A 26,064-nucleotide genomic window follows, 5' to 3' on the forward strand; every position below is an offset into this window, starting at 1 on the left:
TGGTCCGGCAGGGTCGGAAAGGGAGGCGGCGTGGCCGCGAAGGACAACAACCAGAGCGGACCCGTCCATGTCGCCGTCATCATGGACGGCAATGGCCGCTGGGCGCAGATGCGCGGGCGGCCGCGCCTCTTCGGGCACCAGGCCGGGGCGCGGCGGGTGCGCGAGATCGTCGAGGCCTGTCCCGATCTGGGCATCCGCTATCTGACGATCTTCGCCTTCTCGACCGAGAACTGGCGCCGGACCCAGGTCGAGGTCACCGGGCTGATGACGCTGTTCCGCCGGTACATCCAGAAGGAGGCGACGGCGCTTCTGCAAAAGGGCGTGCGGGTGCGCTTCATCGGCGACCGCGACCGGCTCGATCCCAAGCTCGTCGGCATGATGCAGGCGCTGGAAAAGATCACCGCCGGCAACGAGAAGGTGAACCTGACGGTCGCGATCAATTATGGCGGCCGCGACGAGGTGGCGCGGGCCACCAAGCGGCTGGCGCGCGAGGTGGCGGCCGGGCGGCTCGATCCCGAGGATGTGGATGCCGAGACGCTGGCGCATTTCCTCGATACCTGCCTGCTGCCCGACCCCGATCTGGTGATCCGGACCTCCGGCGAGGCGCGGATCTCGAACTTTCTGCTGTGGCAGTCGGCCTATGCGGAATATGAATTCACGCCCGTGCTCTGGCCCGATTTCACCTCGGCGCATTTCGCCGAGATCGTCGGCAATTACAGTGCGCGCGAGCGGCGCTATGGAGCGGTATTGAGCTGATGGCTTCGGGTGGGTCCTGGGAAGATCTGCTGCCCCGTCTGGGGTCGGCAGCGGTAATGGCGACCATCGGCGTGCTGGCGGTCTGGCTGGGCGGGGCCTGGTTCACCGGGCTCGCGGCGCTGGTCTCGGGCACGATGGTCTGGGAACTGACGCGGATGATGGTGCCGGGCGCGTCCGGACGGCTGCCGATCCAGATGGCGCTGGTCTCGGGCGCGACGGTTTTCGTCGCCTGGCTTCTGCCGCCCTATGCGGCCTTCCCGCTGCTGGCCATTCCCTGCGTGATCGGCGCCTGGCAATTGCCGCGCGACCGCGGCATCTATCTGGCCTTCGCCATGGCGATGCTGGTCACGGGCTACGGGCTGGCGAGCTTCCGCGCCGATCACGGCATCGTCTGGCTGGTCTGGCTGATCCTCGTGGTGATCGCGACCGATGTGGCGGGGTATTTCGCCGGCCGCTTCATCGGCGGGCCCAAGTTCTGGCCCAGGGTCAGCCCCAAGAAGACCTGGTCGGGGATCCTGGGCGGCTGGTTCGCGGCGATGCTGATCGGGCTGATCTTCCTCAGCTTCACCACGGCGGGTCCCGATCTGCCCTGGATCTCGATGGCGCTGTCCTTTGCCAGCCAGATGGGCGACGCCGCCGAAAGCGCGCTAAAACGCCGCGTCGGCGTGAAAGACAGCTCGTCGCTCTTGCCCGGCCATGGCGGATTGTTCGACAGGTTCGACGGTCTGCTGGGCGCCTCCCTGTTCATGCTTCTGGTGGCTCAGCTTGTCTATGTCCCTGAAGTGAGGTTCTGAACGGCATGCAAAGACGGCGGATCACCGTATTCGGTGCGACCGGCTCGATCGGCGAAAACACCATCGACCTTCTGACCCGGCAGGGCGGGGCCGGGACCTACGACATCGTCGCGCTGACCGGCGGCCGGAACGTGAAACGTCTGGCCGAGCAGGCCATCGCGCTGAAGGCCGATCTGGCCGTGACCGCCTTCGACGACTGTCTGGACGACCTGAGGGCGGCGCTGGCCGGATCGGAGGTCGAGGCCGCGGCAGGTCCGGCCGCGCTGATCGAGGCGGCGGCGCGGCCCGCCGACTGGTTCATGTCGGCCATCGTGGGCTTTGCCGGGCTGGCGCCGGGGCTGAGGGCGCTTGAACATGGCACGACGCTGGCGCTGGCGAACAAGGAAAGCCTGGTGGCTGCCGGGCCGCTGCTGCTTGGCACCGCCGCCAAGCATGGCGCGCGGGTGCTGCCGGTCGACAGCGAGCATTCGGCGGTGTTCCAGGCGCTGGTGGGCGAGGACATGGCGGCGGTCGAGCGGGTGATCATCACCGCCTCGGGCGGCGCCTTCCGCGACTGGCCTATCGAGGATCTGGCCAGGGCCACGCCCGAACAGGCCTCGTCGCATCCGAACTGGGCGATGGGGCGGCGGATCACGATCGATTCCGCCTCGATGTTCAACAAGGGCATGGAGCTGATTGAAACCAAGGAATATTTCGGGATCGCGCCCGATAAGATCGAGGCCCTGGTCCACCCGGAATCCCTGATCCACGCCATGGTCGGCTATCGCGACGGCGCGATCATGGCCCATGTCGGTCCGCATGACATGCGCCATGCCATCGGCTATGCGCTGAACTGGCCCGAGCGCGCGGCGCTGCCGGTCGAGCGGCTCGATCTGACCAAGATCGCTCGGCTGACCTTCCGCCCGGCCTGCGAGACGCGCTGGCCCGCGCTCCGGATTGCGCGCGAGGTGATGGAGGCGGGCGGCATGGCCGGGGCGATCTTCAACGCCGGCAAGGAGGCGGCGCTTGATGCCTTCCTCGCCCGCGAGATCGGATTCACCCGGATGTCGGACGTGGTTGCCGAGGTTCTTGACCGGCTTTCCGCCGATACCGCATTGATGAATTCCGCGCTCGACCTTGAGAACGTGCTGCGGGTGGACCATCTGGCACGGGAAGAGGCCGCGCGCACCGTCCGGTCGATGCTGCACTGAAGATGCCGCACTGAACAAGAACAAGGCTGGAATTCATTGGATATCGCTTCGCTGATTCCCTCTTTCGGGAATGCCGCCTTCACCGTCGCTGCCTTCGTCGTGGCGCTGTCGGTGATCGTCACCGTACATGAATACGGCCATTACATCGTCGGCCGCTGGACCGGGATCCGGGCCGAGGTGTTCTCGCTGGGCTTCGGGCCGGTTCTGGCCTCGCGGGTCGACCGGCGCGGCACCCGCTGGCAGATCGCGGCGCTGCCGCTTGGCGGCTATGTGCGCTTTCTGGGCGACTCCGACGGGGCCAGCGGCAAGGACGCCGCCGCCATGGCCGGGATGGATGCGGATGACAGGCGCCATACCATGCATGGCGCGCCGCTCTGGGCGCGGGTGCTGACCGTGGCGGCGGGGCCGGTGTTCAACTTCGTGCTGTCGATTGCGGTCTTCGCGATGCTGGCGGTGGTCAGCGGGGTCGCCATCGAACCGCCGACCGTGGGCAAGCTGCAAAGCTTGCCCGCCGCGCAATCCGCGCTTCGCGAGGGCGACACGATCCTCGCGCTCGACGGCCGCGCGACGCCCGATTACAGCACCTTCTACGATGCCGTGGCGGACCTGCCGGTCGATGGCGAGACCGCCTATCTCGTGCGCCGCGACGGGGTCGAACAGGAGGTCGCCGGGCCCTATCCCTTCCCGCCGGTGGTCTCGGCGATCCAGCCGAAATCGGCCGCGATGGAGGTCGGACTGAAAGAAGGCGACGTGGTGACCGCCATCGACGGCAAGCCGATCCGGGCCTTCAGCCAGTTGCAGGACGTGGTGACCGCCTCGGAGGGCGCGCCCATCGACCTGACCGTCTGGCGCGATGGCGAGACGCTGAACCTGTCGCTGACGCCCAGGCGGATGGACATGCCCAATGCCGATGGCGGCTTCGAGACGCGCTGGCTGATCGGCATGACCGGCGGGCTGGCCTTCGAGCCCGCGACCCGGATGGCGGGGCCTCTCGAGGCGCTGTCCTATGGCGCCGATCAGCTTGGCTTCATCGTGCAGTCGAGCCTTTCGGGGCTGTATCACATGATCGCGGGCAAGATCAGCTCGTGCAACCTCTCGGGGCCGCTCGGCATCGCCGAATCCTCGGGCGCCGCGGCCAGCCAGGGGCTGGAAAGCTTCGTCTGGTTCATCGCCATGCTCTCGACCGCGGTCGGGCTTCTGAACCTGTTTCCCATCCCGGTTCTCGATGGCGGGCATCTGGTGTTTTACGCCTATGAAGCGGTGGTGGGGCGTCCGCCCAGCGACAAGGCGCTCCGGGTTCTGATGGCGGCCGGTTTCGCGCTGCTGATCGGCTTGATGGTGTTCGCGCTCAGCAACGACATCTTCTGCCCCTGATCTTCCGCCCTTTGCGGGAGCCGGTCTCCTTCGTCAGATCGCTGCCCCGATGCGGCATGTGAGGGAAGGCCGTCTCTCTGTGGCGGAGCGCAGGATGCGGACCGAACAGCCCCTGCGCATATCGCACGGACGTAGTCTGGGTATGGGGCGCAGCGGCGAAGGCATCGCGGTCCGATCTGAACCGGGACCGGGCGCTCTTTCCTGCCGGGATTGCGCTTGTCCTGGTGCCGCAGGATATCGCGCAGCGGTCGCGTCCTTCCGGGCGTCGGGCCGCCGCGCGGCCGGTGCCCGCCGCCACTTTGGGGAAAGGGGGGCAACGTTAGGTCATTTTCCTGGCTTCGGCCTTTTGACAAAGCCCCGCCCGCGGGCTAGCAAGGCGGAAACAAAGCGTCACCTTGGGACGGGTACATGACCAAAGCTTCGCAGGGATTTCTCGGCACCGGGCCGGGGGCTCGAAACCTCGCCTTCTCGGCCGTCGCGCTGGCCGTCGGGCTCGGCGCGGGGATGCCGCAACTTGCCCTGGCGCAGAGCTACAGTTTTTCCAATGTGCGCGTCGAAGGCAATGAGCGGGTCGATGCCTCGACCGTGGCCACCTATGCCGATATCGGCCGGGGCGAGACCGTTTCGGCCGCGCGGCTGAACGATGCCTATCAAGCCATTGTCGACACCGGTCTTTTCGAATCCGTCGAGCTGGTGCCGCAGGGCGGAACGCTGGTCATCAAGGTGACCGAATATCCGACGGTGAACCGCATCAGCTTCGAGGGCAATGCGCGCATCAAGGACGAGGATCTGCAAAGGATCATCAAGTCCCAGTCGCGCCGGGTCTATTCGCCTGCCACCGCCGAGGCCGATGTAGCCGCCATCATCGCCGCCTATGAGCAATCCGGCCGCATCGCCGCCACGGTCACGCCCAAGATCATCGAGCGGTCCGAGAACCGCGTCGATCTGGTGTTCGAGATCGTTGAAGGTGCCGTGGTCGAGATCGAGCGCATCTCTTTCGTCGGCAACCGCGCCTATTCCGAAGGCCGTCTGCGCCGTGCGCTCGGCACCAAGCAGGCCGGCATCCTGCGGCGCGTGATCCGCTCGGACACCTTCGTCGCCGACCGGATCGAGTTCGACAAGCAGGTGCTGAGGGATTTCTACATGTCCCGCGGCTATGTCGATTTCCAGGTCCTGTCGGTCACGCCCGAATTGACGCGCAACCGCGATGCCTATCTGCTGACCTACAATATCCGGGAAGGGCAGAAGTTCCATTTCGGCAGCGTCACCACAAGCTCGGACCTGTCCGAGATCGACCCCGACGAGTTCATGGCCGCGGCAAAGGTCTCGGAAGGCGATACCTACACGCCGCTGGCGATCGAGAATACCGTCGCCCGGATGGAGCGGCTTGCCGTCCAGAAGGGGCTGAATTTCATCCGCATCACCCCGCGGATCACCCGCAATGACCGCGACCTGACGCTCGATGTCGAATTCGTGGTCGAGAAGGGGCCGCGGGTCTTCGTCGAGCGGATCGATATCGAGGGCAACGCCACCACGCTCGACCGGGTGGTGCGGCGCCAGTTCCGCACCGTCGAAGGCGACCCCTTCAACCCGCGTCAGATCCGCCAGACCGCGGACCGTCTCCGCGCGCTTGGCTTCTTCGCCAATGCCGAGGTCTCGGCGCGCGAGGGCACCAGCCCCGACCAGATGATCGTTGACGTCAATGTCGAGGAACAGCCCACCGGGTCGCTTTCCTTCGGTCTGAGCTATTCGCAGATCGACGGGGCCGGCGCCGCGCTTTCGTTCAGCGAGAACAACTTCCTCGGCCGCGGCCAGTATCTCAGCTTCCGGCTCGATACCGGCACCGACAACGCCACCTCGCGCTTTGTCTTCGTCGAGCCGGCCTTCCTGGGCCGCAATGTCCGGTTCCGCTTCGCGGCCACCTATGCCCAGACCGACAGCGGCAACTATGACAGCGAATACGACACCCAGAAGATCGAGATCTCGCCGTCGCTCGAATTCCCGATCTCCGAGAATGGCCGGTTCGAGCTGCGCTATGCGGTCGGCGAGAACACCTTCAAGAACTACGAGGGGTCGTCGAGCTACCTTCAGGCCGAGGCAGAGGATCCGGGTCAGACCTATTCCAAGATCGGGTATGGCTTCACCTACGATACCCGCCGCAGCGGGCTCGACCCGAATTCGGGGATCGTGCTGAAATTCAACCAGGACTATGCCGGTCTGGGCGGCGATCTCGAATTCGTCGAGACCACGGCGCTGGCCGGGGCCCAGCAGATGGTCTGGAACGAGGAAGTCACCCTGCGCGCCGAGCTTGAGGGCGGGGTGCTGTCGATGCTCGGCAATTCGAAAAGCCGGGTGACCGAGCGCTATTTCCTCAATGGCAAGATCCGCGGCTTCGACGGCAACGGTCTGGGCCCGCGCGACGGCGCCGACAAGGAGGCGCTTGGCGGCAACATGTATGCCGTGGCCCGGTTCGAGGCCGAGTTCCCGCTGGGCCTGCCGGCCGAATACGGCATCACCGGCGGCCTCTTCGCCGATTTCGGCTCGGTCTGGGGGCTCGACGATGGCGGCGCCATCGATGACAGCTTCCATCTGCGCTCGGCTGTCGGCTTCTCGGTGTTCTGGAAAACCCCGATCGGGCCGCTGCGCTTCAACTTCTCGAATGCGGTGATCAAGGAAGATTACGACAAGGAGCAGAACTTCGACTTCACTGTGTCGACGAAGTTCTGATCCGATGCGCCGGTCTCTCACGGCGCCGGTCCTGGCCGCAATGCTTGGCCTTGCCGCCTCCGGCGCCCCGGCGCAGGAGGGACGTCCGGTCTTCGTCAGCCCGATCCTGACCCTCGATCAGGACCGGCTGTTCGAGGACAGCAAGGCCGGTCAGGCGGTGGACGAGCAGCTCGAGGCCGCGACGGCGGCGCTTGCCGCCGAGAACCGCCGGATCGAGGCCGAGCTTGTCGCCGAGGAGCGTGCGCTGACCGAACGGCGCGCCACGCTGCCGCCCGACCAGTTCCGCCCGCTGGCCGAGGCCTTCGACCACAAGGTCGAGACCATTCGCGCCACCCAGGACCGCAAGGCCCGCGAACTGGGCCAGCGGCGCGAGGAAAAGCGGCAGGATTTCTTCCGGAAGGCGCTGCCGCTTCTGGCCGGGATCGTGCGCGAACGCGGCGCGGTGGCGGTTCTGGCGCGCGACGCGGTGGTCCTGTCGGCCGGTCAGGTCGACATCACTGACGAGGCGATAAAGCTGCTGGACGAGCGTGTCGTCTTCACCCCCGATGACGGCCAGGCTCCGGACGCGCCTGCGACGGGCGGCGAGCCGTCCTCCGTCCCCGCGCCGGAGACAGGCGGGGCGCTGCTGCGCCCAATGCCCGCACCGGCGCCGCCTCGGGGCGCGACAGAAGGCGGGGAATAGCCCGGCTTGTCTCGGGCCGGGGGAGTTGGTACTGCGCTCTCTACCGCGTGATCAGTTTGCAGTCGCTTCCTTGCAAGGAGACAGGCCCGATGTCCGACGCCCAGGCCCCAGATGCCGATATCGACGAAATCCAGCAGATCCTTCCGCACCGTTACCCGTTCCTCATGGTCGACCGGGTCACGCAGATCATCCCCGGCCAGAGCGCCGTGGGCATCAAGAATGTCTCGATCAACGAGCCGCATTTCCAGGGGCATTTCCCCTCGAAGCCGATCATGCCGGGCGTGCTGATCGTCGAGGCCATGGGCCAGACCGGCGGTGTGCTGGTCGGCAGGTCCGTCGATCTGGCCGATGACGACCTGCTGGTCTATTTCATGGGCATGGACAAGTGCAAGTTCCGCCGGATGGTCGTTCCCGGCGACGTGCTCGAGCTGCATGTGAAGGTCAAGCGCGGCGGCTCGAAGAAGGTCAAGATCTGGAAATTCGAGGGTGTGGCCAAGGTCGGCGACGAGATCGCGGCCGAGGCCGAATTCACCGCGATGATGGATATCAACCCGGAGTAATCCGCCATGGCGATCGACCCCAGTGCGACGATCCACCCCTCGGCTGTCGTCGAGACGGGTGCCCAGATCGGCCCCGGGGCCGATATCGGCCCGTTCTCGGTGATCGGGCCAGAGGTCCGGCTTGGCCCCGGCGTGGTGGTGAAAAGCCATGCCATCGTGACCGGGCTGACAGAAATCGGCGAGGGGACGGTGATCTTTCCCTTCGCCAATATCGGCGACATCCCACAGGACCTCAAATTCCGCGGCGAGCAGACCCGGCTGATCATAGGCAAGCGCAACCGCATCCGCGAGGCGGTGACGATGAATACCGGCACCGAAGGCGGTGGCGGCATCACCCGGGTCGGCGATGACTGCCTGTTCATGACCGGCAGCCATGTCGGTCACGACGCCCAGGTCGGCAATGGCGTCATCATGGCCAATCACGCGGCGCTGGCCGGGCATTGCATCATCGGCGACAATGTCGTGATCGGCGGGTTGTCGGGCATCCACCAATGGGTGCGCGTGGGCGAGGGCGCCATCATCGGCGCGGTGACCATGGTCACCAATGACGTGATCCCCTTCGGTCTGGTCCAGGGGCCGCGCGGCGGTCTCGACGGGCTGAACCTTGTCGGGCTCAAGCGCCGCGGCGTCTCGCGCGAGGAAATCTCGGCGCTGCGCGCGGCCTTCCAGGAACTCGGGACCGGAGACGGCACCTTCCATGATCGGGCCGAGCGGCTTGCGGCCTCGACCGACAGCGATCATGTGCGCCAGATGGTCGATTTCGTGCTGGCCGAGACCGACCGCTCCTTCCTGACGCCCAAGTCATGACCGGGATCCCGACAGCCCTGATCGCCGGAAGCGGCGCGCTGCCCGCCCATCTCGCCCGCGCCATGGAGGCCGCCGGCACGCCCTTCCTGATTGCCCAGGTCGAGGGCTACGAGATGGCCGGGGCCGGGCACTGGCCGGTCGAGACCTTCGCGCTGGAACGGCTGGCGCTGCTGTTCGATCTGTTGCATGCGCGCGGCATGCAGCGGGTGGTGCTGGCCGGGACGGTGCACCGGCCCCGGCTCGAGCCCGAGCGGATCGATCCCCGGACCGCGCAGATGTTGCCCCGCATCCTGCCGCTGCTGGCCCAGGGCGACGATGGCGCGCTGCGGGCGGTGATCGCGCTGTTCGAGGAAGACGGCTTCGAGGTTGTCGGCGCCGATGCGGTGGCGCCCGGGCTGCTGCCGCCGCCCGGTGTTCCGACCGCCGCCCAGCCCTCCGAGGCCGACCGGCGCGATGCGGCCCGCGCCGCGACCATCCTGGCGGCTCTCGGTGCCTCGGATCTGGGGCAGGGCGCGGTGGTGGCGCAGGGGCTTTGCCTCGCGGTCGAGACCCTGCCCGGCACCGATGCGATGCTGGCCTGGGTCGCCGATGTCGCGGGCGCCTGCCGCCCCGATCCCAAAGGCGCGCATGGCGTTCTCTGCAAGGCGCCGAAGTCCGGTCAGGACCGCCGCATCGATCTGCCGGCCATCGGCCCCGCCACCGTCGAGGCCGCATATCGCGCGGGGCTCGCGGGGATCGCGGTCGAGGCCGGGGGCGTGCTTGTGCTTGACCCGGAGAAGACGCTTGCCCGCTCCGATGCGCTGGGGCTGTTCCTCTGGGTCCGCGAGCCGTGACCCGGATCTTCCTGATCGCCGGCGAAGCCTCGGGCGATGCACTCGGGGCGGCACTGATGGCGGGGCTGCGCCAGCTCGATCCCGAGGTCGCCTTCTTCGGTGTCGGCGGGCCGCAGATGGCGGCCGAGGGGCTCGAGAGCCTGTTTCCGATGGACGAGCTGTCGGTGATGGGCATTGCCGAGGTGCTGCCGCGCTATTCGGCGCTGATGCGCCGGATCAAGCAATGCGCGGCCGAGGTGGTGCGGCTTTCGCCCGATGCGCTGATCACCATCGACAGCCCCGATTTCTGCCTGCGCGTGGCACGCCGGGTGAAGGCGCAAAGCCGTGTGCGCACCGTGCATTACGTCGCGCCGACGGTCTGGGCCTGGCGACCGGGGCGGGCCGCGCGCATGGCCGAGGTGATCGACCAGGTTCTGGCGCTGTTCCCGTTCGAGCCGCCCTATATGGAGGAAGTCGGGCTGCGCTGCGATTTCGTCGGCCATCCGGTCGTGGCCCAGCCCCGCGCCTCTGCCGAAGAGGCGCTTGCCTTTCGCGACCGCCACGGCATCGCCCGCGAGGCCCCGCTTTGTCTGGCGCTGCCGGGCTCGCGCCGGGGCGAGGTCATGCGTATGGCCCCGGTCTTCGGCCGGGCGCTGCAGACGGTGCTGGCCCAGCATCTCGACCTGCGGATCGTGCTGCCCGCCGCCCCGGGCGTCGCGGCGCTTGTGACCGAGCTGACCGCCGCCTGGCCCGTCGCGCCGCTGGTGATCGACCCGCGCGGCGATCCGGAAGGCGCGGCCGGGGACAAGCGCGCGGCCTTTGCCGCCGCCGATCTGGCGCTGGCGGCCTCGGGCACGGTCTCGCTGGAGCTCGCCGCCACAGATACGCCCATGGTCATTGCCCATGACATGAACTGGCTCAGCCGTCAGATCATCGGCCGGATGTTGCGGCTGCCGACCGTGACCCTCGTCAATATCGTCAGCGACACCTTTGCGGTGCCCGAATTCCTCGGTGCCAACTGCCAGCCCGGCCCGATCGCCGCGGCGCTTTGCCTGCTTCTGGAGGATCCGACCTACCGGGCGCCCCAGCTCGAGGCGATGCGGCTGACGATGGACCGGCTGGGGCAGGGTGGCGAGAGGCCGGGGCTGCGGGCGGCGCGCGCGGTCATGGACGGGCTGGGCGCCGGCCGCTGAGCGCGCGCGCCGCCCCCGAAAGCGTCTTTCAGGGCGTGTCGACGATTCCCTGCATCTTCGACAGGACCTCTGGCATCGTGCTCTTCACCAGCTCGATGATCTGCGGCTGCTGCGCGTTCAGGATTTTCGGCAGCTTCTGCATCACCGAGCGGCCCTCGGGCGTGGCATAGAAGTCGCGCAAGGCCTGTATCTCGTCCAGCGTCATCAGATCGGCCATCAGCTCATCCTGCGACAGCATCAGGTCCCGCAGGCGATCCGTATATATATCGTAATAAAGCGTTTCGATCCGGCGGCGTTGCGAGGACGTCAGCTGTGTGCCCGAGGCCTCGATGCTGGCGACGGTCGGGCGCCACATCGAGCGCACGATCTCCTCGAGATCCATATCGGCCACCGCGCGCTGGACATAGTCATGGGCCGCCTCGAGCCTTTCGTCGCGGCTCGCGTCGGCCCAGAGCGGCGGGGCAAGGAGCATCCCGACAAGAACAAGGGCAAGGCAAGGGCGCATCCGGATATCCTCCATTTCATTTGATCTGGTCAGGATGCACGCCCGGCGCGGCGCCTCAACCCCGATTATTCCCGCGCCAGATCCAGCCGCCGCCCAATACCCGACTGTTGCCGGTTTCATACAGGACGCAGGCCTGACCGGGGCTCACACCTTCTTCCGGCGTCAGCAGCTCGACCTCGGCCTCGGTCTCGGAAAGCGGCCGCAGGATCGCGCTGCGCGGCGGCCGGGTCGAGCGGACCTTGACCGACACCTCCCATTCGCGCTGTGCGCTCAGCGGCCGGTCGCCCAGCCAGTTGATCTCGCGCACCGGCACGATCCGGGTCGAGAGCATCTCCTTCGGGCCGACCACCACCTGGCGGGTCTCGACATCGAGCCGGACGACGTAAAGCGGTTCTTCAAGCCCGCCGATGCCCAGCCCCCGGCGCTGGCCGACGGTGTAATGGATCACGCCCTTGTGGGCCCCCAGCACGCGGCCATCGGCATGGACGATATCGCCCGGCTCGGCAGCCCCGGGGCGCAGCTTCTCGATCACCGAGGCATAATTGCCCTCGGGCACGAAGCAGATGTCCTGGCTGTCGGGCTTGTCGGCCACCGGAAGGCCGTATTTCACCGCAAGCGCCCGGGTCGCATCCTTGTTGGGCAGATGCCCCAGCGGGAAGCGCAGATAGTCGAGCTGGTCGGGCGTGGTCGAGAACAGGAAATAGGACTGATCGCGCGCCGGATCGGCCGCGCAATGCAGTTCGGGCCCGTTCGGTCCGATCTTGCGCTGGATGTAATGGCCGGTCGCCATGCAGTCGGCCTCGAGATCCTTCGCCGTCGCCAGCAGGTCGCGGAACTTGACCCGCTCGTTGCAGCGGATGCAGGGCACCGGCGTCGCGCCCGCCAGATAGCTGTCCGCGAATTCCTCGATCACCGCGTCGCGGAACACGTTCTCGTAATCGAGCACGTAATGCGGGAAGCCGACGCTTTCGGCCACCCGGCGGGCATCATGGATGTCGCGTCCCGCGCAGCAGGCGCCCTTCTTGGCCAGGGCCGCGCCGTGATCGTAAAGCTGCAGGGTGATTCCCACGACGTCATAGCCCTGCTCGGCCAAGAGCGCGGCCACCACCGAACTGTCGACCCCGCCGGACATGGCAACGAGGACGCGGGTTTCGGATTCGGGCTTCGCAAAGCCCAGCGAATTCAGAGGGCGCGCGGCGCCGTCGAGAGGCATTGTTGGAACTCCAGGGAACAAGTCTCGGACAATATAGGAAAATGCGAGATACTCTCAAGTCCCGCCTTCACCCTCCTTTAAGCAGGAAAACGCCACCCTCGCGCCGGATTTGCAAGGGATAAGTAGGCATGTTCCTGAAACGCATCGACGGTCCGCGCACCGTTACCTTGCCCGATGGCAGCACGATGAGCCGGGCCGACCTTCCTCCGGCGGATACCCGACGCTGGGTGGCCAGCCGCAAGGCGGCCGTCGTCAAGGCGGTTGCCGCCGGGCTGATTTCCGAGGAGGAGGCGCTAGAGCGATACCGGCTCTCCTCCGAGGAATTCGCCAGTTGGAAGAAGGCGGTACGTGATCACGGCATCGCCGGGCTGAAGGTAACCTCGTTGAAATCCACACGCCGAAGCGAGCTTTGAGAGCGCATGAATCGGATTGCGACTAGACAACCTTAAATTGTAAATGCTAGGGTAAATATTAAGGTAACGTGCAATTAACCATTGTTCGTCAGGTTTCGACAAAGTCCACGGTACTTAGCGGAGACCTAGCCATGCGCGTTCTGTTGGTGGAAGATGATCCGACCACAGCGAAGAGCATCGAGCTTATGCTGACCCATGCCAACCTCAACGTCTATACCACGGACCTGGGGGAAGAAGGCATAGATCTCGCAAAGCTCTATGACTACGATTTGATTCTTCTTGACCTCAATCTGCCCGACATGAACGGGCATGAGGTCCTGCGTCAGCTGCGGCTGGCGCGCATAGACACCCCGATCCTCATCCTGTCGGGGGCCGCCGATACCGAGAACAAGATCAAGGGCTTCGGCTTCGGCGCCGATGACTACATGACCAAGCCGTTCCATCGCGAAGAGCTGGTGGCGCGCATCCATGCCATCATCCGCCGGTCGAAGGGACATTCCCAGTCGGTGATTCGCACCGGCAAGATCGAGGTCAATCTCGACGCCAAGACAGTCGAGGTCGAGGGCAAGCCGGTGCATCTGACCGGCAAGGAATACCAGATGCTCGAACTGCTCTCGCTCCGGAAGGGGACGACCCTCACCAAGGAGATGTTCCTGAACCACCTCTATGGCGGCATGGACGAGCCCGAGCTGAAGATCATCGACGTCTTCATCTGCAAGCTTCGCAAGAAGCTGGCCCAGGCCACCGGCGGCGAAACCTATATCGAGACGGTCTGGGGCCGCGGCTATGTGCTGCGCGACCCCGAGCCGGACCAGGCCATGTCGGGCTCCTTCGCGCTCGGCGCCTGAGGCGGCGAACGCATCCGCTGGAAATCCGGCCGCCGCGCCCCTATCACTCTGCCAGGGGCAATGCGGGGGGTCGGAATGACCGACGAACGTCCAGTCGAAGCGCTGTCGGAGAGTGAGGCACGGGCAGAGTTGGCCCGGCTGGCCGAGGCTGTTGCCAAGGCCGATGCCGCCTATCACCAGGAAGACGCGCCCACCCTGTCGGACGCGGCCTATGACGCGCTCAAGCGGCGCAATGCGGCGATAGAGGCCCGGTTCCCGGCGCTCAAGCGCGCCGACAGCCCGTCGGACCGGGTCGGGGCCGCCCCCGCCGAAGGCTTCGCCAAGGTTGCGCATGTCCGGCGCATGCTGTCGCTGGCCAATGCCTTTGACGGCACGGATGTGGCCGAGTTCGATGCCCGTATCCGCCGCTATCTGGGGCTCGCGACCGAGGCGCGGCTTCTTTATACCGCCGAGCCCAAGATAGACGGGCTCTCGCTGTCCCTGCGCTATGAAGGCGGTCGGCTGGTCCAGGCCGCGACCCGGGGCGATGGCGAGGTCGGCGAGAATGTCACCGCCAATGCCCGCACCATCGCCGACATCCCCGGGATACTGGCGGATGCCCCCGACATCCTCGAGGTCCGGGGCGAAGTCTATATGGCCCATGCCGATTTCGAAGCGCTGAACGCGCGTCAGGCCGAGACCGGGGCCAAGACCTTCGCCAACCCGCGCAATGCCGCCGCCGGCTCGTTGCGCCAGCTCGATCCCGCCATCACCGCCGCCCGGCCGCTGAAATTCTTCGCCTATGCCTGGGGCGAGGTCTCGACACCCCTGGCCGCGACCCAGATGGAGGCGATCGAGCGGCTGAAGGCGCTGGGGTTCCAGGTCAATCCGCTGACGGTCCTCTGCGATGGCCCAGAGGCGCTGGCCGCACATTACGCCGGGATCGAACAGCGCCGCGCGACGCTGGGCTATGACATCGACGGCGTGGTCTACAAGGTGAATGACCTCGCCCTGCAGGAGCGCCTGGGCTTTCGCGCGACCACGCCCCGCTGGGCCATCGCCCATAAATTCCCGGCCGAGCTTGCCTGGACCCGGCTCGACCGGATCGAGATCCAGGTCGGCCGCACCGGGGCGCTGTCGCCGGTGGCACGGCTGCATCCGGTGACGGTGGGCGGCGTCGTCGTCTCGAACGCGACGCTGCATAACGAGGATTACATCGCCGGCCGCGATTCGAAGGGCAACGAGATCCGGGGCGGCAAGGACATCCGCGAAGGCGACTGGGTGCAGGTCTATCGCGCGGGCGACGTGATCCCGAAAGTGGCAGATGTCGATCTCGCCAAGCGCCCCGTTGATACCCTGCCTTACCGGTTTCCCAGCCTGTGCCCCGAATGCGGCTCGGAGGCGATCCGCGAAGAGGGCGATGCGGTCCGGCGTTGCTCGGGCGGGCTGATCTGCCCGGCCCAGGCGGTCGAGCGGCTCAAGCATTTCGTCAGCCGCGGCGCCTTCGACATCGAGGGGCTGGGCGCCAAGCAGGTCGAGGCGCTTTACAAGGACGGCTGGATCACCGAGCCCGCCGACATCTTCGAGCTCGAGGCGCGATATGGCGAGGGCGGCAGGCAACTGAAGAACCGTGAAGGCTGGGGCGAGAAATCCGCCACCAATCTATTCGCGGCGATCAAGACGCGGCGTTTGATCCCGCTCGACCGGCTGATCTTCGCGCTCGGCATCCGCCATCTGGGCGAGGCCGCGGCCGATCTTCTGGCCCGCAACTTCCAGACATGGGCGGCCTTCGAAGCGGCAGTCACGCAGGCTACGGTGGGCGAGGGCCCGGAATGGGAGGCGCTTCTGAGCATCGACGGGGTCGGCACGGTGATGGCCACATCGCTGATCACCGCCTTCCACCAGGAGGCCGAGCGGGCCTCGATCGACCGGCTGGTCGCGCATCTGACGGTCGAACCGGTGGCGCCGCGGGCGGCCGTCGACAGCCCCGTCGCGGGCAAGACCGTGGTCTTTACCGGCAAGCTCGAGAAGGTGAGCCGGGCCGAGGCCAAGGCGCGGGCCGAGGCGCTGGGGGCCAAGGTCGCGGGCTCGGTCTCGAAGAAGACCGATCTGGTGGTCTTGGGCCCCGGTGCGGGCTCGAAGGCGAAGAAGGCCGAGGAACTGGGGGTCGAGACCGTCGACGAGGACGGCTGGCTGGCACTGATCGAGGGCGCATGAGCGGGCGGCCCGATATCCTGTTCCCGCTGTTCGGGGCGCTCGACACGCTGGACGGGATCGGGCCGAAATCGGCCAGGCTGCTGGCCCAGCTCGGGGTCGAGAAGCCGCGCGATCTGATCTTCACGCTGCCCCATACCGCCATCGACCGCCGCCCGGTCGAGACGGTCGCGGACATCGCGCCGGGCGAGGTCGCGACGGTCGAGGTGCTGGTCGGCGCCCATATGCCCGCACCGCGAAAGGGCCGCCCCTATCGCATTCAGGTCCAGGATGCCGGGACCGCCTTTCAACTGGTCTTCTTTCATGCCCGCGGCGAGTATCTGGCGAAGATCCTGCCCGAAGGCGCGCGGCGGATCATCTCGGGCAAGCTCGAGGTCTTCGACGGCATGGCCCAGATCGTTCATCCAGATCATGTCCTGCCGCCAGAGGAGGCCGGGGAAATCCCGGAATTCGAGCCGGTCTATCCGCTGACGGCCGGGCTGACGCTGAAAACGATGACGAGGGCCGTGGCCTCGGCGCTGACCCGCGCGCCCGATCTGCCCGAATGGATCGACCCGGCGCTTCTGGCGGATGAAGGCTGGCCGGGCTGGCGCGCGGCGCTGACGGCTGCCCATGCACCGCAATCGGCGCGCGACATAGCGGCGACCGCGCCCGCCCGGCAGCGGCTGGCTTATGACGAACTCTTGGCCCATCAGCTGACGCTGGCGCTGGCGCGGGCCGATCAGCGACGGGGCAAGGGCCGGGCAAGTCGGGGCGACGGGCGGCTGCGGCAGAAGGCGCTGGCCGCCTTGCCATTCCGCCCGACCGATGCCCAGGCCCGCGCGATGGAGGAAATTGCCGAGGACATGGGCTCCGAGGCGCGGATGACGCGGCTTCTGCAGGGCGATGTCGGTGCGGGCAAGACGCTGGTCGCCTGGATGGCGCTTCTGGTTGCGGTCGAGGCGGGCGGGCAGGGCGCGATGATGGCCCCGACCGAGATCCTCGCCCGCCAGCATCTGGAAAGCCTGCAACCGCTGGCCGAAAGCGCGGGCGTGGTGATCGAGATCCTGACCGGCCGCGACAAGGGCAAGGACCGTGCGGCGAAGCTGGCGGCGCTGGCCGCGGGCGACATCCAGGTGCTGGTCGGCACTCATGCGGTCTTCCAGAAGGACGTGGCGTTCCGCGACCTGCGGCTTGCCATCGTCGACGAACAGCACCGCTTTGGCGTGGCCCAGCGGCTGGAGCTTGGGGCCAAGGGGCGGGGCGTCGACATGCTGGTGATGACCGCGACCCCGATCCCGCGCAGCCTCGCGCTGGCGGGCTATGGCGATCTCGACGTCTCGGTGCTGGACGAGAAGCCGCCGGGCCGGACCCCGGTCAAGACCGCGCTGGTCTCGGTCGAGCGGATGGAAGAGGTGGTGGCGCATCTGCAGAAGGCGGTGGCCGAGGGGCGGCAGGCTTACTGGGTCTGCCCGCTGGTCGAGGAATCCGAGGTTTCGGACCTGACCGCCGCCGAGGAACGCTTCAAGCGGTTGCGCGCGGTTTTCGGCGACAAGGTCGGGCTGGTGCATGGCCAGCTGCCGCCGGCCGAGAAGGATGCCGCGATGCGCGCCTTCCAGCAGGGCGAGACCTCGGTTCTGGTCGCGACCACGGTGATCGAGGTCGGCGTGAACGTGCCCAATGCCTCGATCATGGTGATCGAGCGGGCCGAGGGCTTCGGGCTTGCCCAGCTGCACCAGTTGCGCGGCCGGGTCGGGCGCGGGGCGGCGGCCTCGACCTGTCTGCTGATGTATCAGGCGCCTCTGGGCGAGGCCGGGCGGCGGCGGCTGGAGATCCTGCGCGAGACCGAGGACGGCTTCCGCATCGCCGAGGAAGACTTGGCGATGCGCGGCGCGGGCGATCTGATCGGCACCGCGCAATCGGGTCTGCCGCGCTTTCGCATCGCCGATCTGGAACGGCAGGCCGCCCTGATGGCGGTGGCGCAAAGCGATGCCCGCAGGCTTCTGGCCGAAGATCCGGGCCTTTCCGGGTCGCGCGGGCAGGCGGCGCGGGTGCTCTTGTGGCTGATGGAACGCGACAAGGCGATCCGGCTCCTCAAGGTCGGTTGACGCCCCGAGTCGGGGCACAGATCAAAATGTTCCTAAAAAGTTCTTTACAGGCGCCCCGGAAAATGAGAACAAAATGGCAACAAAGATCCAACGGGAGCCCAAACCCATGCTGACCGAGCTGAGATCCGTTCTGACCCGCTGCCGTGCCACGCTTTGGCAGGATGCCGCAGGGGCCGCTGCGCTGATGGTTCTGCTGATCGCGGGGCTGCATCTGCCGGGCCTCGTCTGAAACTTTTCCCTCTGCCTGCTGTCCAGTGTCGGACCCGTCCCCGGGTATTCGCGAAGCCTGCCTTCTTCGCCGCGCCGGACCGCTTCCTGACCGCCGCCTCCTGCCCGGGAGTGCGGCGGTTTTTTTATCCTCCGCGGCCCGTGTTTTCTGTGGTCTGCGGTTTCAGTGGCCCGGGGGCCAGACGAGAAACGCCCCGCCCGGGGAAATCCGGGCGGGGCGTCTAAATGTCTGAACCTGCCGGGTGGCGGGATGTCAGCCTACGAAGGCCTTCTCGACCACGTATTGGGCGGGCTCGGAATTGGCGCCCTCGTTGAGGCCCCAGCCTTCCATGATCGCCATTACGTCCTTGTTGAAGTCGAGCGAGCCGCAGACCATGGCGCGGTCGGTGGCCGGGTCCATCTGCGTGCCCTCGAGGCCGAGATCGGCGAAGACCTTGCCCGAGGCGAGGTTGTCGGTCACCCGACCCATCCATTTCGAGCTCTCGCGGGTCGTCGTGGGATAGTATTTCAGCTTGTTGCCGACGAATTCGCCGATCAGCGGGTCTTCGGGCAGGCTCTCGACCAACTGGCGGCCGAATTCCAGTTCCGCCACCTCGCGGCAGGTATGCATCATGATGACCTCGTCATACCGCTCATAGGTATCGGGGTCGCGCATCAGGCTTGCGAAGGGGGCGATGCCGGTGCCGGTCGCGAGGAACCACAGCCGCTTGCCGGGCAGGAGTGCGTCCAGCACCAGCGTGCCCACGGGCTTGGGCCGCAGGATGATCTCGTCGCCGGGCTGGATATGCTGCAGCTTCGAGGTCAGCGGGCCGTCCTGCACCTTGATGGAATAGAAGTCGAGCCCGTCATCCCAGGACGGCGAGGCGATCGAATAGGCCCGCATGATCGGCTTGCCGTTATCGCCGGGCAGTCCGATCATCACGAACTCGCCAGAGCGGAACCGCAGCGATTGCGGCCGCGACGTGCGGAAATAGAACAACCGGTCGGTATAGTGGCGGACCTCGGTCACGGTCTGCGCATCGGGCAGGGTCTTCTTGGCGGGCTCTGTCACGGCAGTCTGCTGGTTCATCAGTGTCACGTGACGGGGCGATGCCCCGTTCCTCCTTCTAGGTGTCCTTCTCGGGCGGGAAAACCCCAATAGCGGCCTCTGGCGGGTCGCAATGCCGTTACCACCCGGCGGGCCGGGTTTTCGCCAATTGCGGTAGCGGGCACCATGACTCAAATCAAGCGCGAATGTCGGAGACGAAACCATGCCGCATCATGACTGCTGAACACCCCTGCCTGCGCGCAGCCGGAGGGAGAGCTGCGGGCAGAGCTCTGGGGCCCGCATATGGCCGTTCGGTTTTGCCGAAACCGGCTTGCGGAGGCCCGATCGCCGTTACGCTGCGTTGCAACCGCAGAATGTCATCCCCGGTGCAATCGCCTTCTGGGTGTCTGATATCTGGCCAAGCATGAAAATCGAGCAGACAAAAAACCGAATCCGCCAGATCGGCTGGTTGCGGTCTCTTCCCGTGCCCTTTGTCGACATGCTTCTGGCCGGGGCGCGGCAGCGCCATCTGTGCCGGGGCGAGGCCCTGTTCCATATGGCCGATCCCTCGCATGACATGATTGGAATCGCTGACGGAGTCGTCGATGTGGTGCTCGAGCCCGGGATCGACGGGCCGCGGCTGGGATTCGTGGCCAAGGCCGGCAACTGGCTGGGCGGGGTCGGCATGCCCGGAACCTCGCTGCGCCGCATTTCCGCCATTGCCCGTCGCGATGTCACGATATTGTCGGTTTCGGCCCAGCATATCGAAACCGTGGCGCTGGCCGATGGCGAGACCTGGCGCCATATCGCCTCGAATATCGTCAACCATTTCGACAATCTCGGGCTTTTGCTGCATGCAAATGTCCATCGCGACAATGTGGTCCGGATTCTGATCACGCTTCGGCGGCTGCATGATTTCAACGATGGCGCCACCGAATTTCCGCTGACCCAGACCGATCTGGCCGAGATGGCGGGGCTTTCGCGCAATTCGGCCAACCGCGTGGTGCGGGTGCTGGTCGAGGACGGGCTGATCGAGACCGGCTATGGCTGGATCCGCATCCTCGATCCGTCGCGGCTTTCGGCGCGTCTGGTGCGCGCGCATCTGCCCGACTGGATCGATGTCCACCGGCAGCCGGTCGAGGCCTGAGCGCGCGCCGCGTCGGTGGCTACCTTGTCGGGGGCCGCTTTGTCCGGGGCGACTTTTGCGCGCAGGATCGGAGGATGGGCAATTGGTCCCACTTGAGACTAGATGTATCATCAGCAATAAATCGACCCTACGCCCCCGAGGGGGAGGGTGTCCGATACCAAAAACAGATCTCATGGGAGGATCGCATGAAAGCTCTGACTACCGCTGCCACGGCCGTGGCGCTGACCCTGTCCGCCGGAGCCGCCTTTGCGGACTGCGATCCGGGCGAGACCGTCATCAAGTTCAGCCATGTGACCAGCTCGACCAGCCCCAAGGGCCTTGCCGCCGACCTGCTCGCCGAGCGCGTCAACAAGGAGATGGACGGCAAGGTCTGCATGGAAGTCTATCCCAACACCACGCTCTACGACGATGACAAGGTGCTGGAGGCGATGCTGAACGGCGATGTGCAGATGGCTGCGCCCTCGCTGTCGAAATTCGAGAAATACACCAAAAAGCTGCGGATCTTCGACCTGCCCTTCATGTTCAAGAACATGGAGGCGATCAACGCGTTCCAGACCTCCGAGACCGGCGAGGCGATGAAGCAGTCGATGATGCGCCGGGGCCTTCTGGGGCTGGCCTTCTGGCATAACGGGCTCAAGCAGTTCTCGGCCGACAAGCCGCTTCTGCTGCCCGAGGATGCCAAGGGGCTGAAATTCCGGGTGCAGGCCTCGGACGTTCTGGTGGCGCAGATGGAGGCGCTCGATGCCAGCCCGCAGCCGATGGCCTTCTCCGAGGTCTATGGCGCGCTGCAGACCGGTGTCGTCGACGGTCAGGAAAACACCTGGTCGAACATCTACACCCAGAAATTCTTCGAGGTGCAGGACGGCATCACCGAATCCAACCATGGCGTGATCGACTACATGGTCGTGACCTCGGTCGAATGGTGGGAGGGGCTCGATCCCGAGATCCGCGACCAGCTGGCGACGATCCTGCAGGAGGTGACGGTCACGCGGAACACCGAGTCGACCGCCGTCAACCAGGCCGCCAAGCAGGCGATCATCGATGCGGGCACCACGGTGCGCACGCTGACGCCCGAGGAGCGTCAGGCCTGGGTCGATGTGATGAAGCCGGTCTGGGCCGAGTTCGAGGCCGATGTCGGTGCCGATGCCATCGCGGTGGCTCAGGAAATCAACGAACAATACTGACGCTTCGTGAACGCGCCGGGCGGCGGTTCCCCTGACGGGGGCCGCCGTTTTCGGCACCTGTTCGCCATGCCAGGGGAGGCTTGGGGCGATGAGTGGAGCCTATCGGCCAAGGACCGCGCTGGGACGCGCGGTTCATTCCGTCGAAGAGACGGTGATCGCCCTTCTTATGGGGCTCATGGTGCTGGTCACCTTTGTCAACGTGGTGCTGCGCTATGTCTTCAATGACAGCCTGGTCTGGAGCCTCGAACTGACGCTGACCTTGTTTGCCTGGCTGGTGCTGTTCGGCATCGCCTATGGCTTCAAGATCACCATGCATCTGGGCGTGGACGCGGTCCTCAACATGGTGTCGTCGCGGTCCCAGCGGCTGTTGTCGCTGGTCGCGGTGGCGATCTGTCTGGTCTATGCGGCGCTGATGATGAAAGGGGCCTGGGATTACTGGGCGCCCTTTGCCAACATGGCGCCGACCACCGGGCACTGGTTCCCGACCGGTTTCAAGGAGATGAAGCCCTGGGATTATCGCGGCTACGTGCCGACCGAGCGCATTCCGCTGCCAGAGGTCCTGCGCGCGCCGCTCGAATACCTGTTCCTGCCCGAGGGAGAGGAACCCTATGAGAAGCTGCCCATCGCCGTGCCCTATGCGATCATCCCGTTCGGCGTGGCCATGATGCTGTACCGGCTGATCGAGGCGGCGTTCCGGATCGTCTCCGGACGCCAGCAGGGGCTGATCGTCAGTCACGAAGCCGAGGACGCGGTCGAAGAAGCCGCCCGCGAGAAGGACGCCTGAACCATGCATGTCGTTCTGTTGTTTGTCATGGTTGTCGGGTTCCTGCTGATCGGCGTGCCGATCGCGGTCTCGCTGGGCATGGCCTCGATCATCTTCCTGCTGCTGTTCTCCGACACCTCGCTGGCGTCGGTGGCGCAGTCGCTCTATCAGGCGATGGCGGGGCATTACACGCTGCTGGCCATTCCGTTCTTCATCCTGGCCTCGAGCTTCATGTCGACGGGCGGCGTGGCGCGGCGGATCATCCGCTTTGCCATCGCCTGCGTCGGGCATCTGCGGGGCGGTCTGGCCATTGCCGGGGTCTTCGCCTGCATGCTGTTCGCGGCGCTCTCGGGCTCGTCGCCCGCGACCGTGGTGGCGATCGGCTCGATCGTGATCGCGGCGATGCGCAAGGTCGGCTACAGCCGCGATTTCGCCGCCGGGGTGATCTGCAATGCCGGCACGCTCGGCATTCTCATTCCGCCCTCCATCGTGATGGTGGTCTATGCCTCGGCGACCGATGTCTCGGTCGGGCGGATGTTTCTCGCGGGCGTCGTCCCAGGCACGCTTGCGGGCCTGATGCTGATGACCGCGATCTATGTCATGGCCCATGTGAAGGGCATGCCCAAGGGCGAGTGGCTGGGCTGGGGCGAGGTCTGGGAGAGCTTCCGCGACGCTTTCTGGGGGCTGATGCTGATCGCCATCATCATGCTCGGCATCTACGGCATTCCGGGCGTCGCCTCGGCCATCTTCACGCCCACCGAAGCCGCCGCCGTCGCCTCTGTCTATGCCTTCCTGATCGCGACCTTCGTCTATCGCGACATGGGGCCCTTGAAGGCGCAGGGCGGGCAGGGGCCGGTGGCGCTGTGGCAGAGGCCCGTGGCGCTTCTGACCGGCTTCATCCACCGCGACACCCGGCGCACGCTGCTGGATGCGGCCAAGCTCACCATCATGCTGATGTTCATCATCGCCAATGCGCTGATCCTCAAGCATGTGCTGACCGATGAACAGGTTCCGCAGAAGATCGCGGGCGCGATGCTCGACGCCGGTTTCGGCAAGATCATGTTCCTGATCCTGGTCAACGTGATCCTGCTGATCGGCGGCCAGTTCATGGAGCCCTCGGGGCTGATCGTGATCGTGGCGCCGCTGGTCTTCCCGATCGCCATCGAGCTGGGCGTCGATCCGATCCATCTCGGCATCATCATGGTGGTGAACATGGAAATCGGGATGATCACGCCGCCGGTCGGGCTGAACCTCTTCGTGACCTCGGGCGTGGCGGGGATGCCGATGATGCGGGTGGTGCGCGCGGCGATGCCCTTCCTCGCGGTGCTGTTCGTGTTCCTGATCCTGGTGACCTATGTCCCGGTCTTGTCGACCTGGTTGCCGACATCGCTGATGGGGCCGGAACTGATCACCAATTGATCACCAACAGATCCGGCCCTGCGCCGGGTCCTGTGCCGGGTCTTGCGCCTGGGCCCAACGCCCGGCACCGGGCCCGGCGCAGGATTTCAGGGGGCGCGCGCAGCCCTGCCGGACCGGCCGCCAATCCGGATCTCGAAATCTGGGAAAGTGAGGTTCAGGCGCAGGAGGCGGCGGCCTCTGCCGCGTCGAAGGCGTCGAGCGTGGCCTCGAGCGACAGCATGATCGAGGCATGGCGGTTCTTGTAGTCCCGCGCGGGCAGCAGCACCTCGAGCCCCTCGAAGGGCGCGGCGGGCACCGGGCCCTCCTCCTTCAGCATCGCCCTGAGCTGGTCGCGCGCCGCCTCGATCTCGGCGCGGGTCCGCCCGAGGATGGCCGAGCCCACGACCGAGGCCGCGGCCTGACCCAGCGCGCAGGCCTTCACATCCTGCCCGAACCGCACGATCCGCCCGTCCTTGACATCGAGATCGACCGTGACCGTCGAGCCGCAAAGCGGCGAGCGCTTGCGCGCCGTACCCATCGGGGCCTCGAGCCGATCGAGATGCGGGATCTCGGCGGCGAGAGCCAGGATCTTCTGCGAATAGAGCTTGATCAGATCGTTCTGGGCCTGCATGGCGTTTCCTTCCCCGCGCATCTCTCATAAATAACCCGCGCGCGCCCGATTTCAAAGGAGTTCCAGAATGGCCTTCGACCCCGCAAGCCTGACCTATAACGCGGACGGGCTGATCCCGGCCATTGCCCAGGACGCGGCCGGAACGGTGCTGATGATGGCCTGGATGAATGCCGAAGCGGTGGCGCGGACGCTCGAGACCGGGCGGGTAACCTACTGGTCGCGCTCGCGCAAGGCCTTCTGGGTCAAGGGCGAGACCAGCGGCCATGTCCAGCGCCTGATCGAGATGCGCGTCGATTGCGACCGCGACTGTCTGTTGATGCTGGTCGAGCAGGCGGGGCCGGCCTGCCACACCAATCGGCGGAGCTGTTTCTACACCGCGATCCGCGACGGCGCCGAGGTCGAGATCCTCACCCCGATGGCGGATTGAAGGCCGCCATTCAAAGCCCGATCATGCGGCGGATGTCGGCGGGGCTTGCCCCCTCGGCGCGATAGGCGGCGATGGCACGGGCATCGTCGCGCTTGGCCAGCCGCCTGCCGGTCTCGTCCAGGATCAGCCGGTGGTGGTGATAGGCGGGCGTCGGCAGCCCCAGCAGCGCCTGCAGCAGCACATGGATCGGGGTCGCCTCGAACAGATCCTCGCCGCGGGTGACCTCGCCGATCTGCTGGAAGGCGTCATCGACCACCACCGCCAGATGATAGGATGTGCCAAGGTCGCGCCGGGCCAGAACCACATCGCCCACCGTGCCGATCAGCGCCTGCGCCTCCAGCACGTGCCGTCCGGCATGCGCCGGGCCGGTCTCGGTGAAGGCGGGCAGGGCGGGGCCGAGCCGGTCGAGTGCCCGGGCCATGTCCAGCCGGATCGCGTCCTCGGGGCCGGCCTCGGCCAGTGACCGTCCGCGACAGGTGCCGGGATAGACCAGCCCGTCGGGCCCGATCACCGGCGCGCCCGCCTGCGGTGCCGACAGGGCCGCCCGGATATCGGCACGGCGGCAGCGGCAGGGATAGGTCAGCCCCATTGCCCCCAGCCGGTCGAGGGCGTCGCGATAGGCCGCCAGCCGGTCCGACTGGCGCAGCACCGGGCGCGGCCAGTCGAGCCCGAGCCAGGCCAGATCGTCATATATCTGCGCTTCCCATTCCGGGCGCGACCGGGCGCGGTCGATATCCTCGATCCTGAGCAGCATCTCGCCGTCGCCCGCGCGTTCGAAGGCGGTCAGCGCGGCGAAGGCATGGCCCAGGTGCAGCGGGCCGGTCGGAGACGGGGCAAAGCGGGTACGCATGGCCGGAGGACTAGCGCGGGCCGGGCATCAGGGCCAGAGGGCTCGGAATGGAGGGCTCAGAGCCCGGCCCGGCGGTCGGCACCGCGCTGAAAGATAAGGATCCAGGCCAGGATGATGAACATCGGATGGGTCAGTCCGCCCGAGAAGAAGATCGCGGGGATCCAGATCAGCAAGGTGATCAGCGCAACGAACCAGCGCCCGATCAGCAGGATCGAGAGCGGCGGCAGGAACAGGGCGAGAACGTACAGCATCGGG

At 66.4% G+C, this 26,064-nt stretch carries 26 protein-coding genes; 20 read left to right on the top strand and 6 right to left on the bottom strand.

Annotated elements, in window-relative coordinates:
- Positions 1-30: 30 nt before the first annotated feature.
- The 10 genes from uppS to lpxB all read left to right on the top strand — a co-directional run bounded on the left by uppS (position 31) and on the right by lpxB (position 10,895).
- A complete protein-coding gene (gene uppS, locus A6W98_RS12665; protein ID WP_072071689.1) occupies positions 31-756 on the top strand; it encodes a polyprenyl diphosphate synthase in 726 nt (241 codons plus the stop codon).
- The gene (locus A6W98_RS12670; RefSeq protein WP_042461997.1) at positions 756-1,550 is read left to right on the top strand and encodes a phosphatidate cytidylyltransferase; all 795 of its coding nucleotides are present in this window, start codon (positions 756-758) and stop codon (positions 1,548-1,550) included. The genes uppS and A6W98_RS12670 overlap by 1 nt, the downstream gene beginning before the upstream one ends.
- A gap of 5 nt (positions 1,551-1,555) precedes the next feature.
- Positions 1,556-2,740, top strand: coding sequence for a 1-deoxy-D-xylulose-5-phosphate reductoisomerase (gene dxr, locus A6W98_RS12675; protein ID WP_042461999.1), 1,185 nt, complete (start codon positions 1,556-1,558; stop codon positions 2,738-2,740).
- A 36-nt stretch (positions 2,741-2,776) separates the two neighbouring features.
- Positions 2,777-4,114: an RIP metalloprotease RseP gene (gene rseP, locus A6W98_RS12680; protein WP_042462001.1), complete on the top strand. Its 1,338-nt coding sequence runs from the start codon at positions 2,777-2,779 to the stop codon at positions 4,112-4,114.
- Positions 4,115-4,522: 408 nt separating this feature from the next.
- Positions 4,523-6,841, top strand: coding sequence for an outer membrane protein assembly factor BamA (bamA, locus tag A6W98_RS12685; protein WP_081251919.1), 2,319 nt, complete (start codon positions 4,523-4,525; stop codon positions 6,839-6,841).
- Positions 6,842-6,845: 4 nt separating this feature from the next.
- The gene (locus A6W98_RS12690; RefSeq protein WP_042462003.1) at positions 6,846-7,523 is read left to right on the top strand and encodes an OmpH/Skp family outer membrane protein; all 678 of its coding nucleotides are present in this window, start codon (positions 6,846-6,848) and stop codon (positions 7,521-7,523) included.
- An 89-nt stretch (positions 7,524-7,612) separates the two neighbouring features.
- Positions 7,613-8,083, top strand: a complete 471-nt coding sequence (gene fabZ / locus A6W98_RS12695; protein ID WP_042462005.1) for a 3-hydroxyacyl-ACP dehydratase FabZ — start codon at positions 7,613-7,615, stop codon at positions 8,081-8,083.
- A gap of 6 nt (positions 8,084-8,089) precedes the next feature.
- A complete protein-coding gene (lpxA, locus tag A6W98_RS12700; RefSeq protein ID WP_042462007.1) occupies positions 8,090-8,890 on the top strand; it encodes an acyl-ACP--UDP-N-acetylglucosamine O-acyltransferase in 801 nt (266 codons plus the stop codon).
- Positions 8,887-9,723 carry an LpxI family protein gene (locus A6W98_RS12705; protein ID WP_042462010.1) on the top strand — a complete coding sequence of 279 codons (837 nt, stop codon included), beginning with the start codon at positions 8,887-8,889 and terminating at the stop codon, positions 9,721-9,723. The genes lpxA and A6W98_RS12705 overlap by 4 nt, the downstream gene beginning before the upstream one ends.
- The gene (gene lpxB / locus A6W98_RS12710; protein WP_072071690.1) at positions 9,720-10,895 is read left to right on the top strand and encodes a lipid-A-disaccharide synthase; all 1,176 of its coding nucleotides are present in this window, start codon (positions 9,720-9,722) and stop codon (positions 10,893-10,895) included. Before A6W98_RS12705 ends, lpxB begins: the two co-directional genes overlap by 4 nt.
- A 28-nt stretch (positions 10,896-10,923) precedes the next feature.
- On the opposite strand, the gene A6W98_RS12715 is transcribed toward lpxB, so the two are convergent.
- Both A6W98_RS12715 and mnmA read right to left on the bottom strand, forming a co-directional pair.
- Positions 10,924-11,400 (bottom strand): DUF2059 domain-containing protein, encoded by a 477-nt coding sequence (locus A6W98_RS12715; RefSeq protein WP_042465060.1) that lies wholly within the window; start codon positions 11,398-11,400, stop codon positions 10,924-10,926.
- Between the two features lie 55 nt (positions 11,401-11,455).
- On the bottom strand, positions 11,456-12,613 hold the full coding sequence (gene mnmA / locus A6W98_RS12720; RefSeq protein WP_042462012.1) for a tRNA 2-thiouridine(34) synthase MnmA: 1,158 nt from the start codon (positions 12,611-12,613) through the stop codon (positions 11,456-11,458).
- A 128-nt stretch (positions 12,614-12,741) separates the two neighbouring features.
- Here mnmA and sciP point away from each other — a divergent pair, with 128 nt between their 5' ends.
- From sciP to A6W98_RS21135, 5 genes are all read left to right on the top strand, one after another.
- Positions 12,742-13,026: a CtrA inhibitor SciP gene (gene sciP, locus A6W98_RS12725; RefSeq protein ID WP_042462014.1), complete on the top strand. Its 285-nt coding sequence runs from the start codon at positions 12,742-12,744 to the stop codon at positions 13,024-13,026.
- A gap of 131 nt (positions 13,027-13,157) precedes the next feature.
- Positions 13,158-13,874, top strand: coding sequence for a response regulator transcription factor CtrA (gene ctrA / locus A6W98_RS12730; protein WP_042462016.1), 717 nt, complete (start codon positions 13,158-13,160; stop codon positions 13,872-13,874).
- 75 nt (positions 13,875-13,949) lie between these two features.
- Positions 13,950-16,070: an NAD-dependent DNA ligase LigA gene (ligA, locus tag A6W98_RS12735; RefSeq protein ID WP_042462019.1), complete on the top strand. Its 2,121-nt coding sequence runs from the start codon at positions 13,950-13,952 to the stop codon at positions 16,068-16,070.
- Positions 16,067-18,154 carry an ATP-dependent DNA helicase RecG gene (gene recG / locus A6W98_RS12740; RefSeq protein ID WP_042462021.1) on the top strand — a complete coding sequence of 696 codons (2,088 nt, stop codon included), beginning with the start codon at positions 16,067-16,069 and terminating at the stop codon, positions 18,152-18,154. Before ligA ends, recG begins: the two co-directional genes overlap by 4 nt.
- Positions 18,155-18,227: 73 nt before the next feature.
- Positions 18,228-18,383: a hypothetical protein gene (locus A6W98_RS21135; protein ID WP_155734799.1), complete on the top strand. Its 156-nt coding sequence runs from the start codon at positions 18,228-18,230 to the stop codon at positions 18,381-18,383.
- A gap of 252 nt (positions 18,384-18,635) precedes the next feature.
- Here the strand turns inward: A6W98_RS21135 and A6W98_RS12745 are convergent, their stop codons facing one another.
- Entirely contained in the window at positions 18,636-19,451 is an 816-nt protein-coding gene (locus tag A6W98_RS12745; protein ID WP_042462024.1) for a ferredoxin--NADP reductase, read from the bottom strand.
- 442 nt (positions 19,452-19,893) lie between these two features.
- Here A6W98_RS12745 and A6W98_RS12750 point away from each other — a divergent pair, with 442 nt between their 5' ends.
- The 4 genes from A6W98_RS12750 (at position 19,894) to A6W98_RS12765 (ending at position 23,922) form a co-directional block, all read left to right on the top strand.
- Complete coding sequence (locus A6W98_RS12750; protein ID WP_168161829.1) at positions 19,894-20,556, top strand: Crp/Fnr family transcriptional regulator; 663 nt, start codon at positions 19,894-19,896, stop codon at positions 20,554-20,556.
- A gap of 185 nt (positions 20,557-20,741) precedes the next feature.
- Positions 20,742-21,740 carry a TRAP transporter substrate-binding protein gene (locus A6W98_RS12755; protein WP_042462028.1) on the top strand — a complete coding sequence of 333 codons (999 nt, stop codon included), beginning with the start codon at positions 20,742-20,744 and terminating at the stop codon, positions 21,738-21,740.
- Between the two features lie 88 nt (positions 21,741-21,828).
- Complete coding sequence (locus A6W98_RS12760; RefSeq protein WP_042462030.1) at positions 21,829-22,524, top strand: TRAP transporter small permease; 696 nt, start codon at positions 21,829-21,831, stop codon at positions 22,522-22,524.
- Positions 22,525-22,527: 3 nt separating this feature from the next.
- Positions 22,528-23,922: a TRAP transporter large permease gene (locus A6W98_RS12765; protein ID WP_042462032.1), complete on the top strand. Its 1,395-nt coding sequence runs from the start codon at positions 22,528-22,530 to the stop codon at positions 23,920-23,922.
- 154 nt (positions 23,923-24,076) lie between these two features.
- Here the strand turns inward: A6W98_RS12765 and A6W98_RS12770 are convergent, their stop codons facing one another.
- Complete coding sequence (locus A6W98_RS12770) at positions 24,077-24,532, bottom strand: iron-sulfur cluster assembly scaffold protein (protein ID WP_042462034.1); 456 nt, start codon at positions 24,530-24,532, stop codon at positions 24,077-24,079.
- Between the two features lie 67 nt (positions 24,533-24,599).
- Between A6W98_RS12770 and hisI the strand changes: the two genes are divergently transcribed.
- Positions 24,600-24,959 (top strand): phosphoribosyl-AMP cyclohydrolase, encoded by a 360-nt coding sequence (hisI, locus tag A6W98_RS12775; protein ID WP_042462036.1) that lies wholly within the window; start codon positions 24,600-24,602, stop codon positions 24,957-24,959.
- 10 nt (positions 24,960-24,969) lie between these two features.
- Here hisI and gluQRS read toward each other — a convergent pair whose 3' ends face one another.
- Together gluQRS and A6W98_RS12785 are read right to left on the bottom strand one after the other, a co-directional pair.
- Entirely contained in the window at positions 24,970-25,809 is an 840-nt protein-coding gene (gluQRS, locus tag A6W98_RS12780; protein ID WP_042462038.1) for a tRNA glutamyl-Q(34) synthetase GluQRS, read from the bottom strand.
- Between the two features lie 56 nt (positions 25,810-25,865).
- On the bottom strand, positions 25,866-26,060 hold the full coding sequence (locus A6W98_RS12785; RefSeq protein WP_042462040.1) for a hypothetical protein: 195 nt from the start codon (positions 26,058-26,060) through the stop codon (positions 25,866-25,868).
- Positions 26,061-26,064: the final 4 nt, after the last annotated feature.

Origin of the sequence: Rhodovulum sulfidophilum DSM 1374 (assembly GCF_001633165.1) — a bacterium.
GTDB lineage: Bacteria > Pseudomonadota > Alphaproteobacteria > Rhodobacterales > Rhodobacteraceae > Rhodovulum > Rhodovulum sulfidophilum.

What these genes read in the sequence shown, in the direction of transcription:
- A6W98_RS12670 (WP_042461997.1), top strand. Translation starts at nt 756, where the DNA reads ATGGCTTCGGGTGGGTCCTGGGAAGATCTGCTGCCCCGTCTGGGGTCG.
- dxr (WP_042461999.1), top strand. Translation starts at nt 1,556, where the DNA reads ATGCAAAGACGGCGGATCACCGTATTCGGTGCGACCGGCTCGATCGGC.
- bamA (WP_081251919.1), top strand. Translation starts at nt 4,523, where the DNA reads ATGACCAAAGCTTCGCAGGGATTTCTCGGCACCGGGCCGGGGGCTCGA.
- A6W98_RS12690 (WP_042462003.1), top strand. Translation starts at nt 6,846, where the DNA reads ATGCGCCGGTCTCTCACGGCGCCGGTCCTGGCCGCAATGCTTGGCCTT.
- fabZ (WP_042462005.1), top strand. Translation starts at nt 7,613, where the DNA reads ATGTCCGACGCCCAGGCCCCAGATGCCGATATCGACGAAATCCAGCAG.
- lpxA (WP_042462007.1), top strand. Translation starts at nt 8,090, where the DNA reads ATGGCGATCGACCCCAGTGCGACGATCCACCCCTCGGCTGTCGTCGAG.
- A6W98_RS12705 (WP_042462010.1), top strand. Translation starts at nt 8,887, where the DNA reads ATGACCGGGATCCCGACAGCCCTGATCGCCGGAAGCGGCGCGCTGCCC.
- A6W98_RS12715 (WP_042465060.1), bottom strand. Translation starts at nt 11,400, where the DNA reads ATGCGCCCTTGCCTTGCCCTTGTTCTTGTCGGGATGCTCCTTGCCCCG.
- mnmA (WP_042462012.1), bottom strand. Translation starts at nt 12,613, where the DNA reads ATGCCTCTCGACGGCGCCGCGCGCCCTCTGAATTCGCTGGGCTTTGCG.
- sciP (WP_042462014.1), top strand. Translation starts at nt 12,742, where the DNA reads ATGTTCCTGAAACGCATCGACGGTCCGCGCACCGTTACCTTGCCCGAT.
- ctrA (WP_042462016.1), top strand. Translation starts at nt 13,158, where the DNA reads ATGCGCGTTCTGTTGGTGGAAGATGATCCGACCACAGCGAAGAGCATC.
- ligA (WP_042462019.1), top strand. Translation starts at nt 13,950, where the DNA reads ATGACCGACGAACGTCCAGTCGAAGCGCTGTCGGAGAGTGAGGCACGG.
- recG (WP_042462021.1), top strand. Translation starts at nt 16,067, where the DNA reads ATGAGCGGGCGGCCCGATATCCTGTTCCCGCTGTTCGGGGCGCTCGAC.
- A6W98_RS21135 (WP_155734799.1), top strand. Translation starts at nt 18,228, where the DNA reads ATGGCAACAAAGATCCAACGGGAGCCCAAACCCATGCTGACCGAGCTG.
- A6W98_RS12745 (WP_042462024.1), bottom strand. Translation starts at nt 19,451, where the DNA reads ATGAACCAGCAGACTGCCGTGACAGAGCCCGCCAAGAAGACCCTGCCC.
- A6W98_RS12755 (WP_042462028.1), top strand. Translation starts at nt 20,742, where the DNA reads ATGAAAGCTCTGACTACCGCTGCCACGGCCGTGGCGCTGACCCTGTCC.
- A6W98_RS12760 (WP_042462030.1), top strand. Translation starts at nt 21,829, where the DNA reads ATGAGTGGAGCCTATCGGCCAAGGACCGCGCTGGGACGCGCGGTTCAT.
- A6W98_RS12765 (WP_042462032.1), top strand. Translation starts at nt 22,528, where the DNA reads ATGCATGTCGTTCTGTTGTTTGTCATGGTTGTCGGGTTCCTGCTGATC.
- A6W98_RS12770 (WP_042462034.1), bottom strand. Translation starts at nt 24,532, where the DNA reads ATGCAGGCCCAGAACGATCTGATCAAGCTCTATTCGCAGAAGATCCTG.
- hisI (WP_042462036.1), top strand. Translation starts at nt 24,600, where the DNA reads ATGGCCTTCGACCCCGCAAGCCTGACCTATAACGCGGACGGGCTGATC.
- gluQRS (WP_042462038.1), bottom strand. Translation starts at nt 25,809, where the DNA reads ATGCGTACCCGCTTTGCCCCGTCTCCGACCGGCCCGCTGCACCTGGGC.
- A6W98_RS12785 (WP_042462040.1), bottom strand. Translation starts at nt 26,060, where the DNA reads ATGCTGTACGTTCTCGCCCTGTTCCTGCCGCCGCTCTCGATCCTGCTG.